Origin of the sequence: Lysinibacillus sp. Ag94 (genome assembly GCF_023242215.1) — a bacterium.
Lineage (GTDB): Bacteria > Bacillota > Bacilli > Bacillales_A > Planococcaceae > Lysinibacillus.
On the sequence record NZ_CP096780.1, the window covers coordinates 2,460,068 to 2,480,738 of the forward strand.

The window sequence follows — 20,671 nt, forward strand, 5'->3', positions numbered from 1 at the left end:
AATTTGCAATAATTGCTCCAATATGTATTAAGAACTCTTCTCTTCCTTTGACGCAAGGCAGTAAGTTTTAGTTGCACTGATCATTACTTTTTTCAAAACGCTACGAATCGCTGAGGGCTTTGAACTTTCATTCAAAAGCATTTGACTTTTCTCTGAAAAATATACAGGTACAGTAATAAATGGGTTTCTTCTGTCTAAAGAAATTCGTACTAGTTTACTCTAGAAATTAAAGATAGACTTCTATTCTACCAAAGGAATGGGTGATTGACAAAATTGCCTTTTTACCTATATTTTTAGAAAGGGTTTTCATGCTGCCTATATGAATCATGTCTAAAAGACTAACCTAAAGTCATATACATATAAAAATCCTTGTAAAATAGTTATCTTTTGTAATGAATTCAAGATACACGAAGAAATCTCCTTCATGTCATTGTAGATTATAGAGAAAAAGTGTAGAATATTTATTACATATTATTAGTACCAAGTGTTAATCAATGAATGAAAGGAGTCCAAATATGCTAAATGGACTTATTATTTTATGTGCTTATTTAATCGGCTCGATCCCCTCTGGGTTATGGATAGGCAAAATTTTTTATAAAACTGATATTCGTCAACATGGAAGTGGTAATTTAGGTGCGACAAATACTTTTCGTATTTTAGGAAAAAAAGCAGGAATCATCGTAACGATTATGGATGTCTTAAAAGGTACAACAGCCGTATTACTTGTAGCTCTTCCGCTATTCTCTGATGTCACTATCCATTCGCTAATACTTGGACTAGTAGCCGTTATTGGTCATATGTTCCCAATCTTTGCAGGTTTCCGCGGAGGGAAAGCGGTAGCAACATCAGCTGGCGTTCTCTTAGGATATTCATGGCCTCTTTTTGTCTTATTATTTATTGTTTTTATTGTAACATTAAAAATTACAAAGATTGTAAGTTTAACTTCCATGATTGCCGCTTTAGTAGCACTTATTTATTCAATCGGTTATTATTTTGTTACAGGCGACTTTGCGTTAGGTATTTTAATAGCTTGTTTATTTACCTTTATCATTTACCGTCACCGAGCAAATATTGCACGCATTAAAAATGGTACTGAACCAAAGGTGAAATGGTTGTAATATAGAGAGGAGCATTCTAATGAATATTGTACTAACAGATGAAGCCCTACAATGGTTCAAACAAGAGATGGAAGTAGATTCCGGAGATACGATTCGTTTTTATGCTAGATATGGTGGTTCCAGTCCTTTTCACGAAGGCTTTTCCCTAGGTATGACACGCGAAGAACCATTCAACATCGGTGTTAAGAAAGTTATTGACGATGTTACTTACTATATAGATGAAAAAGATTTATGGTTTTTCAATAATCACAGTTTATATGTAGATGTGGATATTACAAATGACGAATTAAAATATGAGTATAAAAAATAAAGCAGTGTTCCCTTTCGTTTGAAAACGAAGGGAACATTGTTTTTTTTTTGAATCTATTCCAACCTTAGTTTATCTTCTTTCAAAGTTGTACATTCTATAGTTATGTAAAATCTTGAGGAGGAAATGAAAATGTCTATTTCTAAAATTACGGATACCTCCCAAAACAATGACCAACTGTTTAGTTCTCTTTCTCAAAATTTGAAGATAATTAAAAAAGCACTCGGGAATAGTGATGACCTTATCATACGAGAAATTACCATTGGAAAAGCTGAAAAATTTGTTTTTGCGATTATCTATGTAGATGGCTTAACCGATAAAATAACCATTTCTGATTCTGTAATTGATAAACTAATGCTTGATATTGAGGCAAGTGATGAGACAGAAATAGACAAGATTATTCGCCATTTAAGAGATTCTTGTTTAACAGTCGGCGATGTTAATGATATTTTCAATTTTTCAACACTGTACAATTCGATATTGAATGGTGATACGGTCATTTTATTAGATGAATCTTCAACTGGAATTGTAACAAGTACAAAAGGTGCAAAAGATAGGGCTGTTATGGAGCCTTCAACAGAGTCGGTCATTAGAGGTCCTAGGGAAGCCTTTACGGAAACATTGCGAACGAATACGGCTCTGATCCGTCGGAAAATTAAAAGTCCGAATCTCTGGATCAAGTCCCGTATTGTCGGTGAAGTAACAAAAACGGATGTTGCTGTTATGTATTTAAATGACATTGCGAATGACAAAATAGTAGCGGAGGTTCTTTCCCGATTAGATCGTATTAATATTGATGGTATTTTAGAAAGCGGCTACATTGAAGATTTTATTCAAGATTCTAAAACGACCATATTCCCTACAGTTTATAATTCTGAACGACCTGATGTTATTGCTGGTGAAATATTAGACGGAAAAATTGCAATTCTAGTGGACGGTTCACCGTTTGTCCTAGTTGTCCCAGCTCTATTTACATCCTTTTTACAATCTGCTGAAGATTATTATCAGCATTGGATGATTAGTTCTCTTGTACGTTTATTGAGATTTTTTGGAATTGGTCTAGCCTTGATAGCGCCTTCGCTATACGTAGCAATCACCACCTTCCATCAAGAAATGCTACCGACTCCTATGCTAATAAGTATTGCATCTCAGCGAGAAGGCGTCCCCTTCCCTGCCGTTGTGGAAGCACTCATCATGGAGGTTGCATTTGAGGTATTACGAGAAGCAGGTCTCCGAATGCCAAGGACGATTGGACCAGCCGTATCCATTGTTGGAACATTAGTGATCGGTCAAGCGGCTGTAGAAGCAGGAATTGTCTCAGCTGTAATGGTCATTATTGTGGCACTTACAGCTATTTGTAGCTTTTTATTCCCTGCTTATGGCTTATCCAATACAGTCCGTGCTCTTCGCTTCCCATTAATGATTTTAGCAGCAATTGTTGGATTGTTTGGTGTGATGTTTGGCCTGATGATCATTCTCTTACACTTATGCAGTTTACGAACTTTCGGTGTTCCATATTTAAGTCCATTCGGGCCATTAATTGTAGATGATCAAAAAGATGCCCTTGTGTTGTTCCCACGCAGAGCATTATTGACTCGACCACGCTTAATTAGTCAAAAAAATACTGTCAGAGGTCATAAATATTTTAATACGAAAAAAAGGAATCAAAAGAATGTGTAAACGAGGAATAAACCATGTCAAAATATAAGGCAATATGTTTACTAATGATTCTTACTTTACTTTTAAGTGGTTGCTGGAGTAAGCGTGAACTCAATGAATTAGCCATTGTCGCTGCATTAGGAATAGATAAGGTAGATAATGAGTTCGAAATAACTGTTCAAGTTGTAGATCCTGGTGAAATCTCCTCCAAACAGCCTACTTCAGGACGATCACCCGTTATTACCTATCATTCAAAAGGTAAAACGGTTTTTGAGGCCATTAGAAAAATGACAACAGTAACAGCTAGAAAACTTTATTTCGCTCACCTTCAAATCGTTGTACTAGGTGATGAATTAGCAAAAGAAGGAATGGCCGAACCGTTAGATTTAGTGTCAAGAGATCATGAATTCAGAAATGACTTCGATGTCATCGTTGCTCATGAGGCGACTGCCGACGAAGTTTTAAACGTATTAACACCTATCGAAAAAGTTCCGGCTAACAAATTACTAAATTCTCTTAAAACGTCAGAGAAAACTTGGGGTACAACACAATCCATTAAAATTGACGAATTAATCAATATTTTAAATAACAAAGAAACAAGTGTAGTCATGTCTGCCATTGAAATACATGGAGATAAAAGTGCGGGAAAGGATCCATCGAATGTTAAAAAATCGAAGTCTTCTGTAGTATTGAAGTATGCTGGCTTAGGGGTTTTTAAAGAAGATAAATTCATTGGGATTTTATCAGAAGAAGATAGTAGAAGTCTAGGTTTTTTAAAGGACAAAATAGAAAGTACAATTGAAATTCTTGCTTGCCCTAAGGAAGGTACTCTATCAACAGAGATTACGCACTCAAAGACGAAAATAAAAGGTAAATTTGAAAATGGAGCACCAAAAATCAATGTTTTTATAGATGTTAGCCAAAATGTAGGAGAAGTTGAATGTACTATAGACCTTACTAAAGAAAAATCGATTCACTACATCAATAAAAAAACAGAAGAACTTATTAAAAAACGAATCGAAGAAACAATTAAAACAGTTCAGCAAAATTATCGGGTCGATATTTTTGGATTTGGTTCAGAACTTCATCGCACAAATCCGAAAGAGTGGAAAAAAATAAAAAAAGACTGGCTAACTATATTTCAAGAGGTACCAGTTAAAGTTGAAGTACATGTGAACACACAAGGATTAGGGACGATGGAAAATTCATTAGTGAAGAAGCCGAAGGGAGAATAATCTATGATTATGACGATTTTTATACTATTAATTACAGCTGTTATAGCCTTTGTCTTCATTCCAACATTAAACAAAAATAAAGAAACGAAAACAATCGTTATTTTTTCGATTTTTTTAATGCTCGGTGCTGTATTAAATGTTGCGGTCTCATTAAAAGTTAAAATACCGAGCCCAATAGATTTAATTACCTTTATTTTTTCACCAATAAAGGATTTATTCATTTCCCTGACAAAGTAATAAGGCAACTTTATGTAAGAAAGGGGTAGCGTTCATGATGGAAAAAGAAATCATTAGTTCAAGACAATTTATGATCATTACCCTTCTCTTTTCAATAGGCACAGCCATTTTAATTATCCCCGCAAGTGTAACAAGCGAAGCAAAGCAAGATGCATGGATTGCAGCAATCATTGGTGTCGTTATAAGTTTGCCTATAGTAAAGCTTTTCGTTGCTTTAGGAAATAGAACACCTACCCTTACATTTGTAGAGGCTAATGAAAAGATATTAGGTCGTTTTTTCGGAAAATTCACTGCAATTGGCTTTATTATTATATGTTTACTTTCTGCCGGTGAATTATTATATTTCATTGGAATTTTCATGAAAACGGAAATTATGCCAGAAACACCTACGATGGCATTTGCATTTATGTTCAGTATTATCATTATATATGCAGCATTTTTAGGTATTGAGGTATTTGCCCGTTCTGCAGAAATACTATGTCCAATTTTTATTTTAATTTTTATTTTCTTTGTCATTTGTATTTCACCATCCATCCAGATTGAAAATATACAGCCTATAATGGAAACACCAAAAAGATCATTATTCTTTAGTATAATTCGATTTATAAGTCTTTTTTCTTTCCCGCTTGTTGTATTATTAATGATTTTCCCTTCCGCAGTAAACGTCCAAAAATCTGCACAAAAAGGTTTTTACATTGGTGCAATTTTGGGAGGGATTGTCTTAATCACGATCATCACACTATCTATTCTTGTCCTAGGTCCGGCAAATACTGCTTCTAGGACATTTCCTAGTTATTCTTTAGCTCAAAGAATTTCAATTGGGGATTTTCTGCAGCGTATCGAAGTGATTATGGCGACCATGTGGGTAATATCTATTTATATTAGAACTTTTATGTATTTTTATGCTTCGGTGATCGGTATCTCACAAATATTTAACATTAAAAATCATCGACCGCTCATTTTTCCACTCGGCATGATTATCCTTGGACTTTCACAAATTGTTCATCCTAATATTATTCATTCAGATATTTACAATAGAGATATCTGGCCTATATTTTCCTTTGTTTTAATGATTTTATTACCATTGGTTTTATTACTAGTCACAATAATTCGCAAAATTAATGGAAATGAAAATGATAGTAAAAACGGTATTGCGACACAAGATGAAAGTAGCAGTAATGGCGGTAATGCTTCTCTTAGTAATAATAATTCTACTCAAAGTGGTAGTAGCAACAATGGCGGTAATACTTCTCTAAATGAAAGTAGTAGTAATAACAATAATTCTACTCAAAGTGGTAGTAGCAACAATGGCGGTAATGCTTCTCAAAATGAAAGTAATAGTAATAACGATAACTCTACTCAGAGTGATGGTAGCAGTAATGGCGGTAATACTACACAAAATGTAAGTAATAGTAATAACGATAACTCTACTCAGAGTGATGGTAGCAGTAATGGCGGTAATGCTTCTCAAAATGAAAGTAGTAGTAGTAACGTTAACTCTACTCAAAGTGAAAATAGCAACAATAGCGAAAATCCCTCACCAAGCAAAGGTGAGAACGCTTCAAGTAATACTACACAGAATGATAGCGATACCGGCAATACGCCAAATAGTGATAAAAATAAAGATTCTCCAGGAAATTAACAACATAGTGGCATAAAAAAATGATGAACCTATCGTTTCATGGTCATCATTTTTTCTTTACATTTTTTGTACCGAAAGCTACAGGTGTTTGGTCATCCGCTGAAAAGAATTTATATGAATTCAATTCCAACCTTGGTTTATCTTCTCTCAAAGTTGTACATTATATAGTTATGTAAATCTCTATTTATAATTACGGATACCATAGGTCCTCTTTCTCAAAATTTGTAAAGCACACTAGAATAACAAGTTTGCGTTAGCGATCATCTATATAAATGGCTTGTTTAAAAACAGCAGGAGTCAATAAAGGAATCAAACGAATGATTCCAAATTTTAAATAATAAAGGAACAAAAACAATCGTTATTTTTTCGATTTTTTTATTAATCGTTGCTGCATTAAAACTGGGGTCTTATAAAGGATCAAAATTCCAAGCCCATTAGACTTGCTTACCTTTATTTTTTCACCAATTAAAGATTTAATTGTCTCCCTGCCAAAACAATAAGGATCTTTATGTTAAGAGAAAAGGGGTAGCGTTCAAATGGAAAAAGAAATAATTAGCTCAAGGCAATTTATGATCATTACCTTTCTCGCTTCAATTGGAACAGCCATTTTAATTAGCCCTGCTAGTGTAACAAGTGAAGCCAAACAAGATGCCTGGATTGCCACGATTATAAGTGTCGTTTTAAGTTTACTTTTAATAAAGCTTTTCATTACTGTAGGAAAACGGACACCTGCCCTTACATTTGTAGAAGCTAATGAAAAGATATTAGGTCGCTTTTTCGGAAAAATAACTTCGATTGGTTTTATTTTTCTATCCTTACTTTCTGCCGGTGAATTATTATATTTCATTGGCATTTTCATGAAAACAGAAGTTTTGCCAGAAACACCTACAATGGCCTTTGCGTTTCTGTTCAGTATTATCATTATTTATGCTGCATTTCTAGGGATTGAAGTTTTTGCCCGTTTTGCAGAAATACTATTCCCATTTTTTATTTTAATTTTTATTTTATTCGTAGTTTCTATTTCACCATCCGTCCATATGGAAAATCTACAGCCAATAATGGAGGCACCAGCAAAATCATTATTTATTAGTATAATTCGATTAATGAGTATTTTTTCATTCCCACTTGTCATATTATTAATGATTTTTCCTTCTACTATTAACGTCCATAAATCAGCACAAAAAGGGTTTTACATTGGTACAATTCTTGGAGGGATTGTCTTAATTGCTATCATAACATTAGCTATCCTTGTCCTAGGTCCGGCAAATACTGCTTCTAGGACATTTCCTAGCTATTCATTAGCCCAAAGAATTTCAATCGGGAATTTTTTACAACGTATTGAAGTGATTATGGCAGCCATGTGGTTAATATCAATTTATATTAAAACTTTTATGTTTTTTTACGCTGGGGTCATCGGCATCGCACAAATATGTAAAATTAAAAATCATCGACCGCTCATTTTCCCATTCGGAATGATTATCCTTGGACTTTCACAAATTATTCATCCTAGTATCATTCATTCAGAAATTTACAATAGAGAAACGTGGCCTATTTTTTCTTCTATTTTCGCAATCTTCTTACCATTAGTTTTATTACTTATCGCGAAAATCCGCAAAATTAACGGTAATGCTACTCAAAGTGCAGGTAGCAATAATAATGATAATTCTACTCAAAATAGTAGTAGTAACAATGCCGGTAATGCTACACAAAATGAAAGTAATAGTAATAACGATAATTCTACTCAGAGTGATAGTAGCAATAATAGCGGTAATGCTTCTCAAAATGAAAGTAATAGTAATAACAATAATTCTACTCAAAGTGGTAGTAGCAACAATGGAGGAAATACTTCACACGATGAAAGTAGTAGTAATAACTCTACTCAAAGTGATAGTAGTAGATATAGTGAAAATCCTTCACCGAGCAAAAGTGAGAACGCTTCAAGCAATACTACACAGAATGATAGCGATACTGGCAATACCCCAAACAGTGATAAAAATTAAATTTACAGTATAAAGGCATAAAAAATGATGACCCTCTCCAATCAAGGTCATCATTTTTAATTGCTATTAAATGGCATTAAATATGATATTCAATTTGATCGACGAAATCCCATTCGTATGGTGTTTCTTGGTAAACATAGTAGTTCAACCAATTGGAGAATAATAAATGTGTATGGGCACGCCACGTATTAATCGGTTCATTTGCGGGATTATCATGTGGGAAGTAATTCACTGGTACCTCAATATCTAATCCTTTCGCAACATCTCGACTATACTCATCAGCTAAAGTCGTTGCATCATATTCAAGATGGCCCGTAATCATAATGTTTTTATTATCTTTAGATTGCACAATAAAAACACCAGCATCTTCAGAATAAGAGAGTAAGCGTAAATCAGGATGGCTAAGTACTTCTTCAATTGATACAGATGTATATCGTGAATGTGGTGCCGTAAATGAATCACTAAAGCCTCGTACTAAATCCACTGTTAAATCCGTAATGACATGAGAATATACACCTGAGCATTTAGCAGGAAGTCCTATTTTACCGATACCGTAATGATGGTATAACGCCGCCTGTGCACCCCAACATATATGTAAAATCGATGTTACGTTTGTCTTAGACCAATCCATAATTTCTGAAATTTCCTGCCAGTAGTTCACTTCTTCAAATTCCATTTTTTCTACTGGTGCACCTGTAATAATCATACCATCATAACGGCGATGACGGATTTGATTGAAGGTCGTGTAAAATAACTGTAAATGTGATTTACTGACATTTTTCGATTCATGCGTAGCTGTATTTAAAAATGTAATATTTACTTGTAACGGTGTATTCCCCAATAATCGAAGTAATTGAAGCTCTGTTTTTTCCTTTTCTGGCATTAAGTTCAAAATTAATATATTTAACGGACGGATTTGTTGCGTCTTCGCTCTGTCCTCTTCCATTACGAAGATTTTTTCCTCACGTAAATGTTCTCCAGCTGGTAAGTTTTTCGGAATATTAATTGGCATCTTGCATTCCCCTCTCTTTTATTTCTTTTGTTACATTCAATGCACGGGCCCTGCGCAAAGTCAAATATCAAACGATGAAATTAAAAAATCCCCCTCATTCCATATGAGATAGAATGAGAAGGATTTTTCCACGTTCACTCTTATCTCTCAAAGGACAAATCCTTTGCTGGAATTAGCACCTTTCTAACTTTCGTTAGAGGTTGCTGAAGCGTCATCGGGCCAAATCCCTCAACTTCTCTTGATAAGATTATTTAATTAAAAAGAATTGTAACATGAACAATTAAGAATATCAATAATACATAGAATATTTTGTTATTAATCATGCATGTCATGATGTCATTTGTTTAACACTAAACTTGAATGTTTACATTCATTATTTGATGGTAAACATGTTGTACTTATGTTAACATATACCTTTAGTAACAGAGAGGAACGTGAATAGTTTGATTAAAATTGATTTTCCAAAACCAGATGTAGTAATTCGCCAACGCGAACAAGATTTAAAGCCAGGAGATGTACCAATCACACCATACCATGGTTTTATCGACTTCCATAAAATCACTCGTGAAAAGGGTGGTATTTTCTTATTCTACAATGAAGAGAACGAACTTTTATTTGTAGGTAAAGCACGTAAAATTCGTCAACGTATTAAAAAGCATTTTGAGGACAATGTGTCACCGATGAAAAATCATCGTGATGAAGTTTTCAAAATTGAAGTGTATGAAGTGGAAGATCCAATGGAACGTGAAATTTATGAAACGTACGCGATCAATTCATTCCGCGCTAAATACAATGTCGATAAAGTATTTTATTAATAATTAACGAAAAAAAGAATCTGCTCGCCTTATGAAATGTACATGGAGGCTTGCAGATTCTTTTTCAATATTTTCATTCTAAAAAAAATGCTTTACGTTCTTTCGTAATCCATTCCTCAAGCTCCGTATCATCGCGCTTTAAAAGGCGATTAATAAGCACGTCATGCCAGATATAATCCTCTAATAAATAAATATGAACAGGATCATTGGTAATAAAAGCGGTTTCATGATGTGCTGGAGAGTGACCATAAATCATATCTTGACCATCTACAGACAAAATAAACCAATGTGGCGTAGAAGTTTTTCTCGTATATTGTGTAGTTCGATGCTGGTCTAAGGGTGAAACATTTTCATCCACATTCAATGTAATACCATGAATCGGAATATGCTGTGCGACCTCTTGTATAGCTTCTCGTAATTCCCCATACATATCTTCCCACATCGATAATATAACTTTTTTCTCCGCTTTTTTTAATAATGACTGACAATAATTAACGATTGCCTCTTTTCCTTTTATCGTGACAACTTTATGCTCCGCTTCCTGCTCTTTTACTTCTAATTTTTCTAATTGATCACTAATCGATGTGAAATTCGATTGCCAACGTTGCTGAATTTGCTGTAAAAACACAGCGACAGGAATGGAAGAGTATATCGTTTGATCTGCCGTTTCTTCTTTTAGTACTAACCCTTTTTCAACAAGTACATCAAGTATGTCGTATATTCTTGCACGAGGGATACCGGAGTTTTTACTTACTTGATAGGCACTAACATGACTATTTTGTACGAGTGCAATATAGGCCTTCGCTTCATATTCTGTGAATCCTAGTTCTTTTAATTGCGCGATTAATTCAACCATTCGATCCCTCCATTTCCTTTATTATAAGTTAAGGCTATAAAGATAAGCCAATAAAAAATAATTCTTTACAGCAAAGTGAAATTTAGTTACTATTTCGGTAGTAACTATCGAAAGAGGTGTAAACATGCTATTTGAAGTAGATGTAAATGTAGTCATATTATTAATATCTTTTGGATTTTTAGCCGCCTTTGTGGATGCAGTCGTTGGGGGTGGAGGCTTAATTGCGTTACCTGCCCTTATGTTTGCTGGTTTAAATCCAGCAGCTGCAGTAGCCACTAATAAACTTGCCGGCACCATGGGTTCTTTAACATCAACCATCTCTTTTTATCGATCTGGTCAGCTAGAAATTCGTTCAGTTATTAAATACTTTCCCCTCGCCTTTGTGGGATCACTTTTTGGTGCATGGACCGTTCATTTAATTAATCCTGAATTACTAAAACCACTTATGCTCATAATGCTTGCAGCTGTTGCCGTCTATACAATCTTTAAAAAAGATTGGGGTTCAGTAGCTGCAGTCAAAAATTTAAAGTTTACGCACTTAGTCCTATTCATGCTGTTGTTATTTACAATTGGGTTTTATGATGGGTTTCTTGGTCCAGGAACTGGCTCATTTTTAATCTTCAGCTTTTTATTAATCGGCTTCGATTTCTTAAAAGCAGCAGGAAACGCGAAATTTTTAAACTTAGCCAGTAATTTTGCCGGCCTTTTAATGTTCGCCTACTTAGGTCAGATTCATTATGCCTATGGTTTACTAATGGGCATCGCTCAAATTGCCGGTGCATTTGTAGGCTCACGTATGGCGATTAAAAAAGGTAGCGGCTTTGTCCGCGTATTATTTATTATCGTAACGATAACGTTGTTAACTAAAAATGCTTATGATTACATAAAAAACGCCGTAGATTTTTAGCTCTACGGTGTCTTAGCTTGTCGACAATCTTTGGCGTTCTGTTTCTTTAATTTGAAGAGGCTTTTGTCATTTCGAAGGGGTTTTTTTGGTTCAATCCTTCGCTCAGGAGAGGCTATTCGTCACTTGGGAGGGTCTTATCCGTTGCTCAGGAGAGGCTTTCCGTCGCTTGGGAGGGTTTTTCCGTCGCTTCAGAGGGACTTTCCGTCACTTTGAACTTTCTATCCATCAATCCAGAGATTCTATCCACGTTTTGGGTAATTCTATCCATCATTTGGAGAGTCTATCCGTCGCTCCAGTGGTTCTTTCCGTCTCTTCGGAGAGGCTTTCCGTCGCTCAGGAGAGGCTTTCCGTCACTTGGGAGGGTCTATCCGTCGCTTCATAGGGACTTTCCGTCACTTTGAACTTTCTATCCATCAATCCAGAGATTCTATCCACGTTTTGGGTAATTCTATCCATCATTTGGAGAGTCTATCCGTCGCTCTGGAGGTTCTTTCCGTCTCTTCGGAGAGGCTTTCCGTCACTTGGGAGGGTCTATCCGTCGCTTCATAGGGACTCACTTTGAACTTTCTATCCATCAATCCAGGGATTCTATCCACGATTTCGATTGTTCTATCCACGTTTTGGGTAATTCTATCCACGATTTCGAATGTTCTATCCACGTTTTGGGTGATTCTATCCATCATTTGGAGAGTCTATCCGTCGCTCCAGTGGTTCTTTCCGTCTCTTCAGTAGTTCTTTCCGTCGCTCCAAGGATTCTTTCCGTCACTTCAGTAGTTCTAATCTGTCGCTCCAAGGGTTCTTCCCGTCACTTCGGAGGTTATCCGCCACATCAGTAATTCTTTCCTTCGCTCCGTACCCGCGATTTTGGATAGTCTATCCATCATTTCGAACATTCTATCCAACACTTATTGTCTGCAATATAAAACGCCGTAGATATTCTATCACTACGGCGTTTTCTAATTTAAATAAACAACTTTTCATTTTTAAATTTATGACTTGTTAATAAGCTAACAATAACAAATATGACTAAGGAAGCGACGATTGGAATTGTCACGGTGTGCATACCAAAGACAGAAGGATAAAAACGATCAATGATTATATAAAGGATCATACCCGAAATCATTGACGCGATAGCTCCATACTTATTGGCTTTTTTCCAATATAGTCCTAATACGACGGTCCAAATAAAGACTGCCTCGAGTCCGCCAAAAGCGAATAAATTTAGCCATACTAATAAATCTGGTGGATTTAGAGCAAAAACGACAACGGCTAGACCGATCACTGTCGTAACAATAAAACTTGCACGCTTAATTTCCGTATCATTCGCTGTTGGTTTTATATAATTTAAGTAAATATCTTTCACTACTGTGGAGCTTACAAGCATCAGTAATGCGTTGACTGTAGACATCGTTGCTGCCATCGGTGCAGCTAAAACAATGCCAGCTAAAAATGGTGGTAAAACCTTTAATGTTAGCATCGGCATAACTTTATCACCAATTTCAATACCCGGTATCACTGGTCGTGCTAAAACACCGATTAGATGCATCCCAAACATAATTGTCCCAATGGCAATAGTGCCAATGATAATAGCTAAATGCATACTTTTAGAATCTTTATAGCTCATAGCACGAACTGCGATTTGTGGAAGTCCCACAACTCCAACACCAATCAAAATCCAAAATGTAGATACGTATAATGGCGTTAACTCACCTTCTGCTCCAAATGGAGACACAAAATTCGGATTCTCAGCGACAAGTGAGGCCATAATATTATCGATTCCTCCACCAGCGATGATTGTCCCAATTAATAAAATAATGGTTCCGATAACCATAATAGAGCCTTGCACCGTATCCGTTAGTGCAACAGCACGGAAGCCCCCAATAATCACATACACTAATACCGAAATCGCGAATATAAAGAGTGCAGTTGTATAGTTTAAGCCAGTTAATGATTCTATTAATCGAGCACCACCTACCCATTGGGCCATCATTGCAGAAAATAAAAAGGTGATAATACTAATAGCCGATAGGATAACAATAGCATGACTCTTATAGCGTTCTCGTAAAAAATCTATTAACGTGATGGCTTGATAACGTCGTGCGATAATAGCAAATTTCTTCCCTAAAATCATTAAGACGAAATAACCTGCAGGAAGCTGCGCCATCGCCAGCAATACCCAGCCAAGCCCTTTCGTGTATGCAACGCCTGGTCCACCTATAAAGCTACTTGCACTACCGTACGTAGCAATCATTGTCATAGCGAGGATAAAGCCTCCCATTTCACGACCACCGAGGAAGTATTCCTGTAAAAATGAATTGGAAAAGCGTACATACTTATTTGACCAGATCCCAATACCAAAAATGATGACTAGAAATAATAGCAGTGGAAAAATAACTTGCCAATGCATTATTGATCCACCTCCTCATCGTCAAATGGTACTTCTTTGAAAAAGAGTTTCATGACGGCCCAGATTAATATAATCATAAAACCTGTCCCTGCAATACAGCTATAGAAAAACCATGCAGGGAAACCGAATACATACGTATAGCTTGTTGGATCACCAGAGCCTAGTCCATAAGCAAAGCCAAACCAAATCGCAAAGTTAACGATAACAAGCCCGATACCGATTAGCGCCTCTCGATGCGCAATTTTAAAGCGTTGATCTTTCAAAATACAGTCCCCCTAACCTACTCTATTTTACTGATATGTTCGTATTATGGGAACCTTTGTGAAAAAATAAATATCAATAGCTCAAGCTATTTTTTAAAAAACATTAGATCTATGGTATCTAATAGCTCCACATCTAAATTTTCGCTATCTTCCTAGCTATGAAATATTTCTAGATGCCATTTAAGTCTTTGCTATTTATTCGCTTCAATCCACATTATAGGTATCCATTATTTTATAATTGGCCCTTTTATGTACTTCAACACAAGCCCAGTAATCATCTTCATCTTCAAAATCATGATCTACCACAAACGCACCTACTTGCTGTGAAGAATTTTCTACATGTTTCATTTCGCCAACTCGTTTTTTGAACTGCAGCAACAGGACATAAAACCCGAAACATACTTGCTTTAACTCCTCAATTTGTTTTTGTCATTTTCATTTTTTACAATAAAAAAAATCCTCTTTTTCCTATAAAAATTGAAAAACGCCTGGATTTCCAAGCGTTTTTCAACCTTAATATTGAAATTTTTTTAATAAGCTTTGAAGCTCGTCTGCCTGTTGTGCCATCTCTTTGGCTGAAGAGGCCATATTGTCTATGAAAGCTAATTGCTCCTTCGCTGTTAGCGTCACGTGCTCCGTACTTTCGGTTGCCTTGCTTGCAATGCGTGCCATTGCTTCTGTTGAGGCTGTAACTTCTTCAACACTTGCAGACATTTGCTCTGTCACGGCAGAGATGTCATGTAACTGTGTGCTAACTCCTTTAATCGACTGCATAATTTTGTGGAAGGCCAGTTTTGTATCATCTACAACATCCATACCTGATGCTGCTTCCTTCGAGTTACTAGATATAGCCGAAATTACATTGGCTGTATCATTTTGAATGGAATGAATAAGTGTTGCGATTTGGTCAGCAGATTCCTTTGATTGTTCTGCTAATTTGCGAACTTCATCAGCAACGACAGCAAAGCCTTTTCCTTGTTCACCAGCACGAGCCGCTTCAATAGCTGCATTTAAAGCCAGCAAATTCGTTTGATCGGCGATGTTTGTAATCACATCAACGATATTGCCAATTTGCTGTGACTGATCACCTAATATACGGACCTGTGCCTCTACATTGCCAGATGATTCATTAATAATTGTCATTTGATTCAATACACGATTCAAAGAATCATTGCCTTGTGTAGCCTCATCACTCATTAAATCAGCAGCATCTGAAACAATTGAAGCGGTTTCAGCAACTTGTTGGATGCCTATGGCCATTTCCTGCATGGCAGTTAGGCTATCACTTGTGCTTTGTAATGTCGTTTTTGAACCATCCGCTATATCTTCTAATGTTGACGTTAGCTGTCTCGTCATAGCTGCTGTTTGCTGCGATTTAGTTGTTAAGCCATCAGAAGATACATCAACCTGTTTAGACGATTGTGCTATTTGTTGCATTAATACTTTTAAGCTTGTCAGCATTTTGTTAAAAGATTGCGCTAGCTCCCCTGCTTCATCCTTGGAATTAATTTGTAACTGTTTTGTTAAATCTCCTTCGCCATCCGCAATATCTCGTAGTTGATTGTTTATTTCATGAAGCGGTTTCACAAATGCTCTTGTGAAAAGGAAGCTACCTAATACAGCTATGATTGCTCCGATGAACAATACAATGAGAAGCTTACCGATAAAGGCAAAAATAATTGTATTAACCCCATCTATTGTTTCACCGACAAACCACATGCCAATGATGTCTCCATTTGCATCTTTAATCGGTGCATAGAGTGTTAAATATTTCGTTCCTACAACATCAGCTTCACCTATAAAGGTTTCTCCTTTATTCATGACATTTTCAACGACTTTTGGATCAGCATCTTTGCCCACTAAACGTTCTCCATTTAGCTTTAGGTTGGTGATCAGTCCTTTTGACCCTTGAAAAATGGTTACACCGCCATCTATGCTTTCTCCTAACTCATCTACAAAGGCTTCCTGATTAACAATTTTTGTATCGCCTTTGTAAAGTTCCCCATCTTGTATAGCCCAATCTCCCTTAAATCGTTCCTCTAGCAGCATATAACCAACCTTTGAAATATGGGTTATGCTCTGTTCAAAATTGTTACGCATAATTTGTTTTACTTGTATATGGGAAACAAATCCAATCATAACGCTTAAAAATAGGATGACTCCCACTAAAAGTAAATTAAATTTTGTACTAATTTTAAAAGTACGCAATAAATTTTTCTCTCCTTTCTCATAGTTATTAGGAATATTATGTATAAAAAATAAGCCAAGTTTATTAAACATCATTATGTAAATAGTTTCAATATATTATCAATAAATTAACATTTTTAATCATTATAGGGTGTTTTGAGAAATGTGAGGTTGAGACTGTGCGCATTCTTGAGAGGGTACGATGAGCCGTTTCACTTCGCTGTAAGTTCTTATTTGTGACGCTAATCCTCAAGGAGAAGTCAGTCTCTACTGTCACCAATCCTCACTAGCATTTTTGGGGGGAGTTTAAATCTCCATATATAAGAAAAGTGGCCATTGAATAAGTTATTTATTGGAAAGCTCATCAATCGCTAGAACAGCTAGTTCCAACGCTTTAATTCTTCTTTCTAAAAGCGTTTTTTGGGGACTACCAGCCTTTGACTTAACATATACTTTCTCAATTGATGGAAATAAACTAGTAAGAACATTGCGAGCCTCTGCTAATTCTGCCTGGGTGTAATGATGGGGGCTTTGATGCCAAACGTTTTCTAGCATTGCTAATCCAATGCAAACAGCTTTGAGTCGTTTCTTTACTAAGGTAATATTTGCGCCTTTTTGAATCATCTGGGATAAGGCATTTTCGAGTTTATTGATTGTCGATTGTAACGATTTTATTGATTCCAATTTTTCTACATTTGATACGTTTTCCATTTTAGTACTGCCCTTTCTTCGTTCTATTCCTTGATACTTGATAACATCGTAAAAAACCCGATTTCACTCGCAATATTTTAACATAGCCACAAAGTAAAAGTCTCTTCTAGCTGTCTTTAAGCGATAAGAAGTTGCTTAATATAGCAGCAAAAAACGCCTGGATATCCAAGCGTTTTTTATCTTTATTCCTGCAGCTGGTTTAATTCGCAGCTTTCACATACATTTGTAATACTTTTTTATCGATCTTTCCAACACTTGTTTTTGGCAATTCATCGATGAACATAATCTTTTTTGGAATTTTGTAGCGACCTAAATACTTACTACAGATTTCTTTGATTTCCTCTAATATAGTATCTTGCTTATCCTGGCAAACGATAACGGCCACCACGATTTCACCCCAATAATCATCCACCATTCCAATCACCGCAACCTCTTGCACTCGCTGATGGCGTAAAATGCATTGCTCTACCTCCTGGGGATAAACATTTTCTCCACCAGAAATAATCATCTCTTTACTGCGACCGACAATGTAAAAATCACCATCATCATCCATCAGTGCTAAATCGCCAGTTTTTAACCACCCATCTTGAATGATTTTTTCAGTCTCCTGCTGATTATTCCAGTAAAAGCGAAACATATGCTTCCCTCTAACTAATAGCTCTCCGACTACGTTTGGTGCACAGCTTTCTCCTGCACTATTGATAATTTTAGCTTCATTGAATTGCATGCTCTTCCCTACGGCACCTTTTTTTAAATAAGCGGCCTCTCGTGAAATATAAAAATTATTAGGCCCCGCTTCTGTTAAACCATAGCCCTCTTTAAAAAATAGTCCCTTCTTGAAAAATGCGTCATATATTGGATACGGGCATGGTGCGCCCCCTGATAAAAAAACTTTCACGGAAGGGAAGCTACTGCTCTTAAAGTAATCCTCCGCAATCATCGCTTGGTACATTGTTGGCACAAAAAGCGAAATCGTTGTCTTGTACTGATTAATCGCCTTAAGAGCTTTTTCCGCCTCAAACTTATCACCAATAACAACTGTACCGCCAGCCATTAGCAGCGGTATACATAAGGCATTCAAACCTCCTGTATGGAACAACGGCATATAATTTAACGTACAATCACTATCGCTCAAGCCCCAGCTAATAATTGTATTTATCGCATTCCAATTTACAGAATTAAAGGATAGGACAACACCCTTCGCCTTACCAGTTGTGCCCCCTGTATAAATCATTAGCCAAGGGTCATTAAGGTCTACTGCTCGAATGGTTAGCGTAGCTCCTTCATTAGCTACACGAAGGGAATGCATGTTTTCGAAAGATAAAGGGCAATTCATTTCTTCATCGTAAAGCAGTAAAGAAGGCGTAGCATCCGTCAAAATATCAGTTAATTCCGCCGTACTCATACGCCAATTCAATGGCACATAGATAAGGCCTCTTAATCCGCAGGCGAATAAGACAGCAAAAAGCTGAATATGATTTTTCGCAAATACGGCTACACGACTCCCTGCTTGCAAGTTTTGGCGCTCAAAAAAATGACTCCATTTTGTGATTTCCTCTGTTAATTGCTGATAAGTCCACTGTTCCTTAGTTTCTAAGTTCACCAATGCTAGACGTTCAGGTGTTAGAGATGCACGTTTTAAAATCCAGGATTGCTCTACAAACATCTTGAAAGCCCCCTTATCACATCATAATTGCTCCATCCACATGAAGCGTGTGACCGTGGACATAGGAAGCCTCATCAGATGCTAAAAATAAATAAGCATTGGCAATATCTCTAGGTGTTCCTAATCTTTGCAGTGGTACGATGGAGCGCATTTGTGCTAGCACATTTTCTGGCATTTTTTTCACCATATCTGTTTCTGTAAAGCCAGGTGCAACCGCATTCACGTTGATGCCTTTGCGCCCTAATTCCTTCGCCCATGTTTTGGTCATGCCAACAATAGCGGCCTTTGTGGCGGCGTAATTTGTTTGGCCAACATTGCCATAAACACCGCTAACAGAGGATGTATTAATAATTTTTCCTCCACCAGCAGCGATCATATGTGGAATTACTTCTTGTGTACACTGAAATACTCCAGTCAAATTCACATCAAGCACCTGCTGAAACTGATCTTCCGTCATTTTTGTTAACATTGCATCGCGAGTAATACCTGCATTATTCACTAAAATATCAACTCGGCCCGTATGCTCTATAACTGTTGTCACTAGCTTCTTGACACTTTCCCTATCTGCAACATTTACTTGCACAAATAATGCCTGGTCACCTAATTGCTGGGCAGCTGAAGCACCTGCTTCTTCATTAAAATCTGCAATGACAACGAATGCACCCTCTTCAATAAATCGTTCAGCAGCAGCATAGCCAATCCCGTTCGCTGCTCCTGTAATAATGGCAACTTTATTGTTTAAACGCATAATTTTTTCCTCCAATTTCTAAAAATGCTTCAATTTCAGTTGTAAGCTGTGGTAAATCATCAATTAATGGAGAGTGACCGCAGTCTTTTAAACTGACGAATTGTGCATTCGCGCCTAAATCGAGCATTATTTCTTCATTCATTCCTTCTGTTATGACATAATCACGATCCCCTCTTAACACTAAAACGGGAATGGTAATGTGTTGAACCTCATGAGTGCCCTTGGCGACCTCATGATTAACAGCACTTATATTGAAGACATTTAATGCATGATAAACTTCAGCTAAATTTTGTTGCGTCAACATATCCTCCACATATGACTGATAGTGTTCCGGGCTAGGCTGATTATGCGTGTATATAAGTGCGTTCCAGACCGACTGTAAGCCTTGCACATTTTTCGAATCATAGAAGCCTTGTACTAATTTTGTTTTAAATGTATCGACGAGTACTTCTTCATAGGTAAATGCCCTTTTTAATGCAGCTTGATTGCCAGTACCTAAATCCGTGTAAAATGGGTAACCTCTCGTAGATGCCGAGGCTAGTAAAATAAGCTGCTGACAATAGCCTGGATACTGTGCGACAAACTGCATACATACAGCTCCGCCCGTTGACCAGCCAATCATGTCAAACTGTTTCAATTGAATGGCGTCCACAAAAAGCTTCACATCATCGCTAAAATCTTTAATCGCAGAAATTGGTTTATGATAAGATGAACCACCAAAACCTCGTAAATCCAGTGCATAAATTGTATATTTTTCATCCAATGCATCGATTAGAACGTCCCAATGTTTGGAGGATGTCATATTGCCATGAATAAGTAATAAAACTCGTTCTCCCCCTTGACGTTTACGATAAGCAATCGTTTCTCCATTAGATAGCTGAACCGTTTTTAACAACGCATT

General features: G+C 36.6%; 19 protein-coding genes and 1 riboswitch. Of the genes, 9 read left to right on the forward strand and 10 right to left on the reverse strand.

Annotated elements, in window-relative coordinates; translation table 11 throughout:
• The first annotated feature begins 515 nt into the window (after nucleotides 1–515).
• The 7 genes from plsY to MY533_RS11370 all read left to right on the forward strand — a co-directional run bounded on the left by plsY (nucleotide 516) and on the right by MY533_RS11370 (nucleotide 8,198).
• Nucleotides 516–1,118: a glycerol-3-phosphate 1-O-acyltransferase PlsY gene (gene plsY, locus MY533_RS11340; protein ID WP_132360660.1), complete on the forward strand. Its 603-nt coding sequence runs from the start codon at nucleotides 516–518 to the stop codon at nucleotides 1,116–1,118.
• A 19-nt stretch (nucleotides 1,119–1,137) separates the two neighbouring features.
• Nucleotides 1,138–1,428 (forward strand): HesB/YadR/YfhF family protein, encoded by a 291-nt coding sequence (locus MY533_RS11345; protein ID WP_132360662.1) that lies wholly within the window; start codon nucleotides 1,138–1,140, stop codon nucleotides 1,426–1,428.
• 129 nt (nucleotides 1,429–1,557) lie between these two features.
• Nucleotides 1,558–3,105 carry a spore germination protein gene (locus tag MY533_RS11350; RefSeq protein WP_248716019.1) on the forward strand — a complete coding sequence of 516 codons (1,548 nt, stop codon included), beginning with the start codon at nucleotides 1,558–1,560 and terminating at the stop codon, nucleotides 3,103–3,105.
• A gap of 14 nt (nucleotides 3,106–3,119) precedes the next feature.
• Nucleotides 3,120–4,319: a Ger(x)C family spore germination protein gene (locus tag MY533_RS11355; protein ID WP_248716020.1), complete on the forward strand. Its 1,200-nt coding sequence runs from the start codon at nucleotides 3,120–3,122 to the stop codon at nucleotides 4,317–4,319.
• A gap of 3 nt (nucleotides 4,320–4,322) precedes the next feature.
• The gene (locus MY533_RS11360; protein ID WP_248716021.1) at nucleotides 4,323–4,556 is read left to right on the forward strand and encodes a hypothetical protein; all 234 of its coding nucleotides are present in this window, start codon (nucleotides 4,323–4,325) and stop codon (nucleotides 4,554–4,556) included.
• 34 nt (nucleotides 4,557–4,590) lie between these two features.
• Complete coding sequence (locus MY533_RS11365) at nucleotides 4,591–6,198, forward strand: GerAB/ArcD/ProY family transporter (protein ID WP_248716022.1); 1,608 nt, start codon at nucleotides 4,591–4,593, stop codon at nucleotides 6,196–6,198.
• 536 nt (nucleotides 6,199–6,734) lie between these two features.
• Nucleotides 6,735–8,198, forward strand: coding sequence for a GerAB/ArcD/ProY family transporter (locus MY533_RS11370; RefSeq protein WP_248716023.1), 1,464 nt, complete (start codon nucleotides 6,735–6,737; stop codon nucleotides 8,196–8,198).
• A 76-nt stretch (nucleotides 8,199–8,274) separates the two neighbouring features.
• On the opposite strand, the gene metA is transcribed toward MY533_RS11370, so the two are convergent.
• Nucleotides 8,275–9,210, reverse strand: a complete 936-nt coding sequence (gene metA / locus MY533_RS11375; RefSeq protein ID WP_248716024.1) for a homoserine O-acetyltransferase MetA — start codon at nucleotides 9,208–9,210, stop codon at nucleotides 8,275–8,277.
• 137 nt (nucleotides 9,211–9,347) lie between these two features.
• Nucleotides 9,348–9,458, reverse strand: a riboswitch (SAM riboswitch).
• 195 nt (nucleotides 9,459–9,653) lie between these two features.
• Here metA and MY533_RS11380 point away from each other — a divergent pair.
• Entirely contained in the window at nucleotides 9,654–10,025 is a 372-nt protein-coding gene (locus MY533_RS11380; RefSeq protein ID WP_132360684.1) for a nucleotide excision repair endonuclease, read from the forward strand.
• Between the two features lie 73 nt (nucleotides 10,026–10,098).
• Here MY533_RS11380 and MY533_RS11385 read toward each other — a convergent pair whose 3' ends face one another.
• Nucleotides 10,099–10,881, reverse strand: a complete 783-nt coding sequence (locus MY533_RS11385) for a TrmB family transcriptional regulator (protein ID WP_248716025.1) — start codon at nucleotides 10,879–10,881, stop codon at nucleotides 10,099–10,101.
• A gap of 124 nt (nucleotides 10,882–11,005) precedes the next feature.
• On the opposite strand from MY533_RS11385, the gene MY533_RS11390 reads away from it, so the two are divergent.
• Entirely contained in the window at nucleotides 11,006–11,788 is a 783-nt protein-coding gene (locus MY533_RS11390; protein WP_248716026.1) for a TSUP family transporter, read from the forward strand.
• Between the two features lie 961 nt (nucleotides 11,789–12,749).
• Here MY533_RS11390 and panF read toward each other — a convergent pair.
• The 8 genes from panF to MY533_RS11430 form a co-directional block, all read right to left on the reverse strand.
• Nucleotides 12,750–14,195: a sodium/pantothenate symporter gene (panF, locus tag MY533_RS11395; RefSeq protein WP_248716027.1), complete on the reverse strand. Its 1,446-nt coding sequence runs from the start codon at nucleotides 14,193–14,195 to the stop codon at nucleotides 12,750–12,752.
• The gene (locus MY533_RS11400) at nucleotides 14,195–14,458 is read right to left on the reverse strand and encodes a YhdT family protein (RefSeq protein WP_248716028.1); all 264 of its coding nucleotides are present in this window, start codon (nucleotides 14,456–14,458) and stop codon (nucleotides 14,195–14,197) included. The genes panF and MY533_RS11400 overlap by 1 nt, the downstream gene beginning before the upstream one ends.
• A 204-nt stretch (nucleotides 14,459–14,662) precedes the next feature.
• Complete coding sequence (locus MY533_RS11405) at nucleotides 14,663–14,806, reverse strand: hypothetical protein (protein WP_248716029.1); 144 nt, start codon at nucleotides 14,804–14,806, stop codon at nucleotides 14,663–14,665.
• A gap of 165 nt (nucleotides 14,807–14,971) precedes the next feature.
• Nucleotides 14,972–16,666 carry a methyl-accepting chemotaxis protein gene (locus MY533_RS11410; RefSeq protein WP_248716030.1) on the reverse strand — a complete coding sequence of 565 codons (1,695 nt, stop codon included), beginning with the start codon at nucleotides 16,664–16,666 and terminating at the stop codon, nucleotides 14,972–14,974.
• A gap of 324 nt (nucleotides 16,667–16,990) precedes the next feature.
• Nucleotides 16,991–17,356 (reverse strand): hypothetical protein, encoded by a 366-nt coding sequence (locus MY533_RS11415; protein ID WP_248716031.1) that lies wholly within the window; start codon nucleotides 17,354–17,356, stop codon nucleotides 16,991–16,993.
• A gap of 199 nt (nucleotides 17,357–17,555) precedes the next feature.
• Complete coding sequence (locus MY533_RS11420) at nucleotides 17,556–19,022, reverse strand: class I adenylate-forming enzyme family protein (RefSeq protein ID WP_248716032.1); 1,467 nt, start codon at nucleotides 19,020–19,022, stop codon at nucleotides 17,556–17,558.
• A gap of 16 nt (nucleotides 19,023–19,038) precedes the next feature.
• Complete coding sequence (gene fabG / locus MY533_RS11425; RefSeq protein ID WP_248716033.1) at nucleotides 19,039–19,770, reverse strand: 3-oxoacyl-ACP reductase FabG; 732 nt, start codon at nucleotides 19,768–19,770, stop codon at nucleotides 19,039–19,041.
• A complete protein-coding gene (locus MY533_RS11430; protein WP_248716034.1) occupies nucleotides 19,754–20,665 on the reverse strand; it encodes an intracellular short-chain-length polyhydroxyalkanoate depolymerase in 912 nt (303 codons plus the stop codon). The genes fabG and MY533_RS11430 overlap by 17 nt, the downstream gene beginning before the upstream one ends.
• Nucleotides 20,666–20,671 lie beyond the last annotated feature (6 nt).

What these genes read in the sequence shown, in the direction of transcription:
- plsY (WP_132360660.1), top strand. Translation starts at nt 516, where the DNA reads ATGCTAAATGGACTTATTATTTTATGTGCTTATTTAATCGGCTCGATC.
- MY533_RS11345 (WP_132360662.1), top strand. Translation starts at nt 1,138, where the DNA reads ATGAATATTGTACTAACAGATGAAGCCCTACAATGGTTCAAACAAGAG.
- MY533_RS11350 (WP_248716019.1), top strand. Translation starts at nt 1,558, where the DNA reads ATGTCTATTTCTAAAATTACGGATACCTCCCAAAACAATGACCAACTG.
- MY533_RS11355 (WP_248716020.1), top strand. Translation starts at nt 3,120, where the DNA reads ATGTCAAAATATAAGGCAATATGTTTACTAATGATTCTTACTTTACTT.
- MY533_RS11360 (WP_248716021.1), top strand. Translation starts at nt 4,323, where the DNA reads ATGATTATGACGATTTTTATACTATTAATTACAGCTGTTATAGCCTTT.
- MY533_RS11365 (WP_248716022.1), top strand. Translation starts at nt 4,591, where the DNA reads ATGATGGAAAAAGAAATCATTAGTTCAAGACAATTTATGATCATTACC.
- MY533_RS11370 (WP_248716023.1), top strand. Translation starts at nt 6,735, where the DNA reads ATGGAAAAAGAAATAATTAGCTCAAGGCAATTTATGATCATTACCTTT.
- metA (WP_248716024.1), bottom strand. Translation starts at nt 9,210, where the DNA reads ATGCCAATTAATATTCCGAAAAACTTACCAGCTGGAGAACATTTACGT.
- MY533_RS11385 (WP_248716025.1), bottom strand. Translation starts at nt 10,881, where the DNA reads ATGGTTGAATTAATCGCGCAATTAAAAGAACTAGGATTCACAGAATAT.
- MY533_RS11390 (WP_248716026.1), top strand. Translation starts at nt 11,006, where the DNA reads ATGCTATTTGAAGTAGATGTAAATGTAGTCATATTATTAATATCTTTT.
- panF (WP_248716027.1), bottom strand. Translation starts at nt 14,195, where the DNA reads ATGCATTGGCAAGTTATTTTTCCACTGCTATTATTTCTAGTCATCATT.
- MY533_RS11405 (WP_248716029.1), bottom strand. Translation starts at nt 14,806, where the DNA reads ATGAAACATGTAGAAAATTCTTCACAGCAAGTAGGTGCGTTTGTGGTA.
- MY533_RS11415 (WP_248716031.1), bottom strand. Translation starts at nt 17,356, where the DNA reads ATGGAAAACGTATCAAATGTAGAAAAATTGGAATCAATAAAATCGTTA.
- MY533_RS11420 (WP_248716032.1), bottom strand. Translation starts at nt 19,022, where the DNA reads ATGTTTGTAGAGCAATCCTGGATTTTAAAACGTGCATCTCTAACACCT.
- fabG (WP_248716033.1), bottom strand. Translation starts at nt 19,770, where the DNA reads ATGCGTTTAAACAATAAAGTTGCCATTATTACAGGAGCAGCGAACGGG.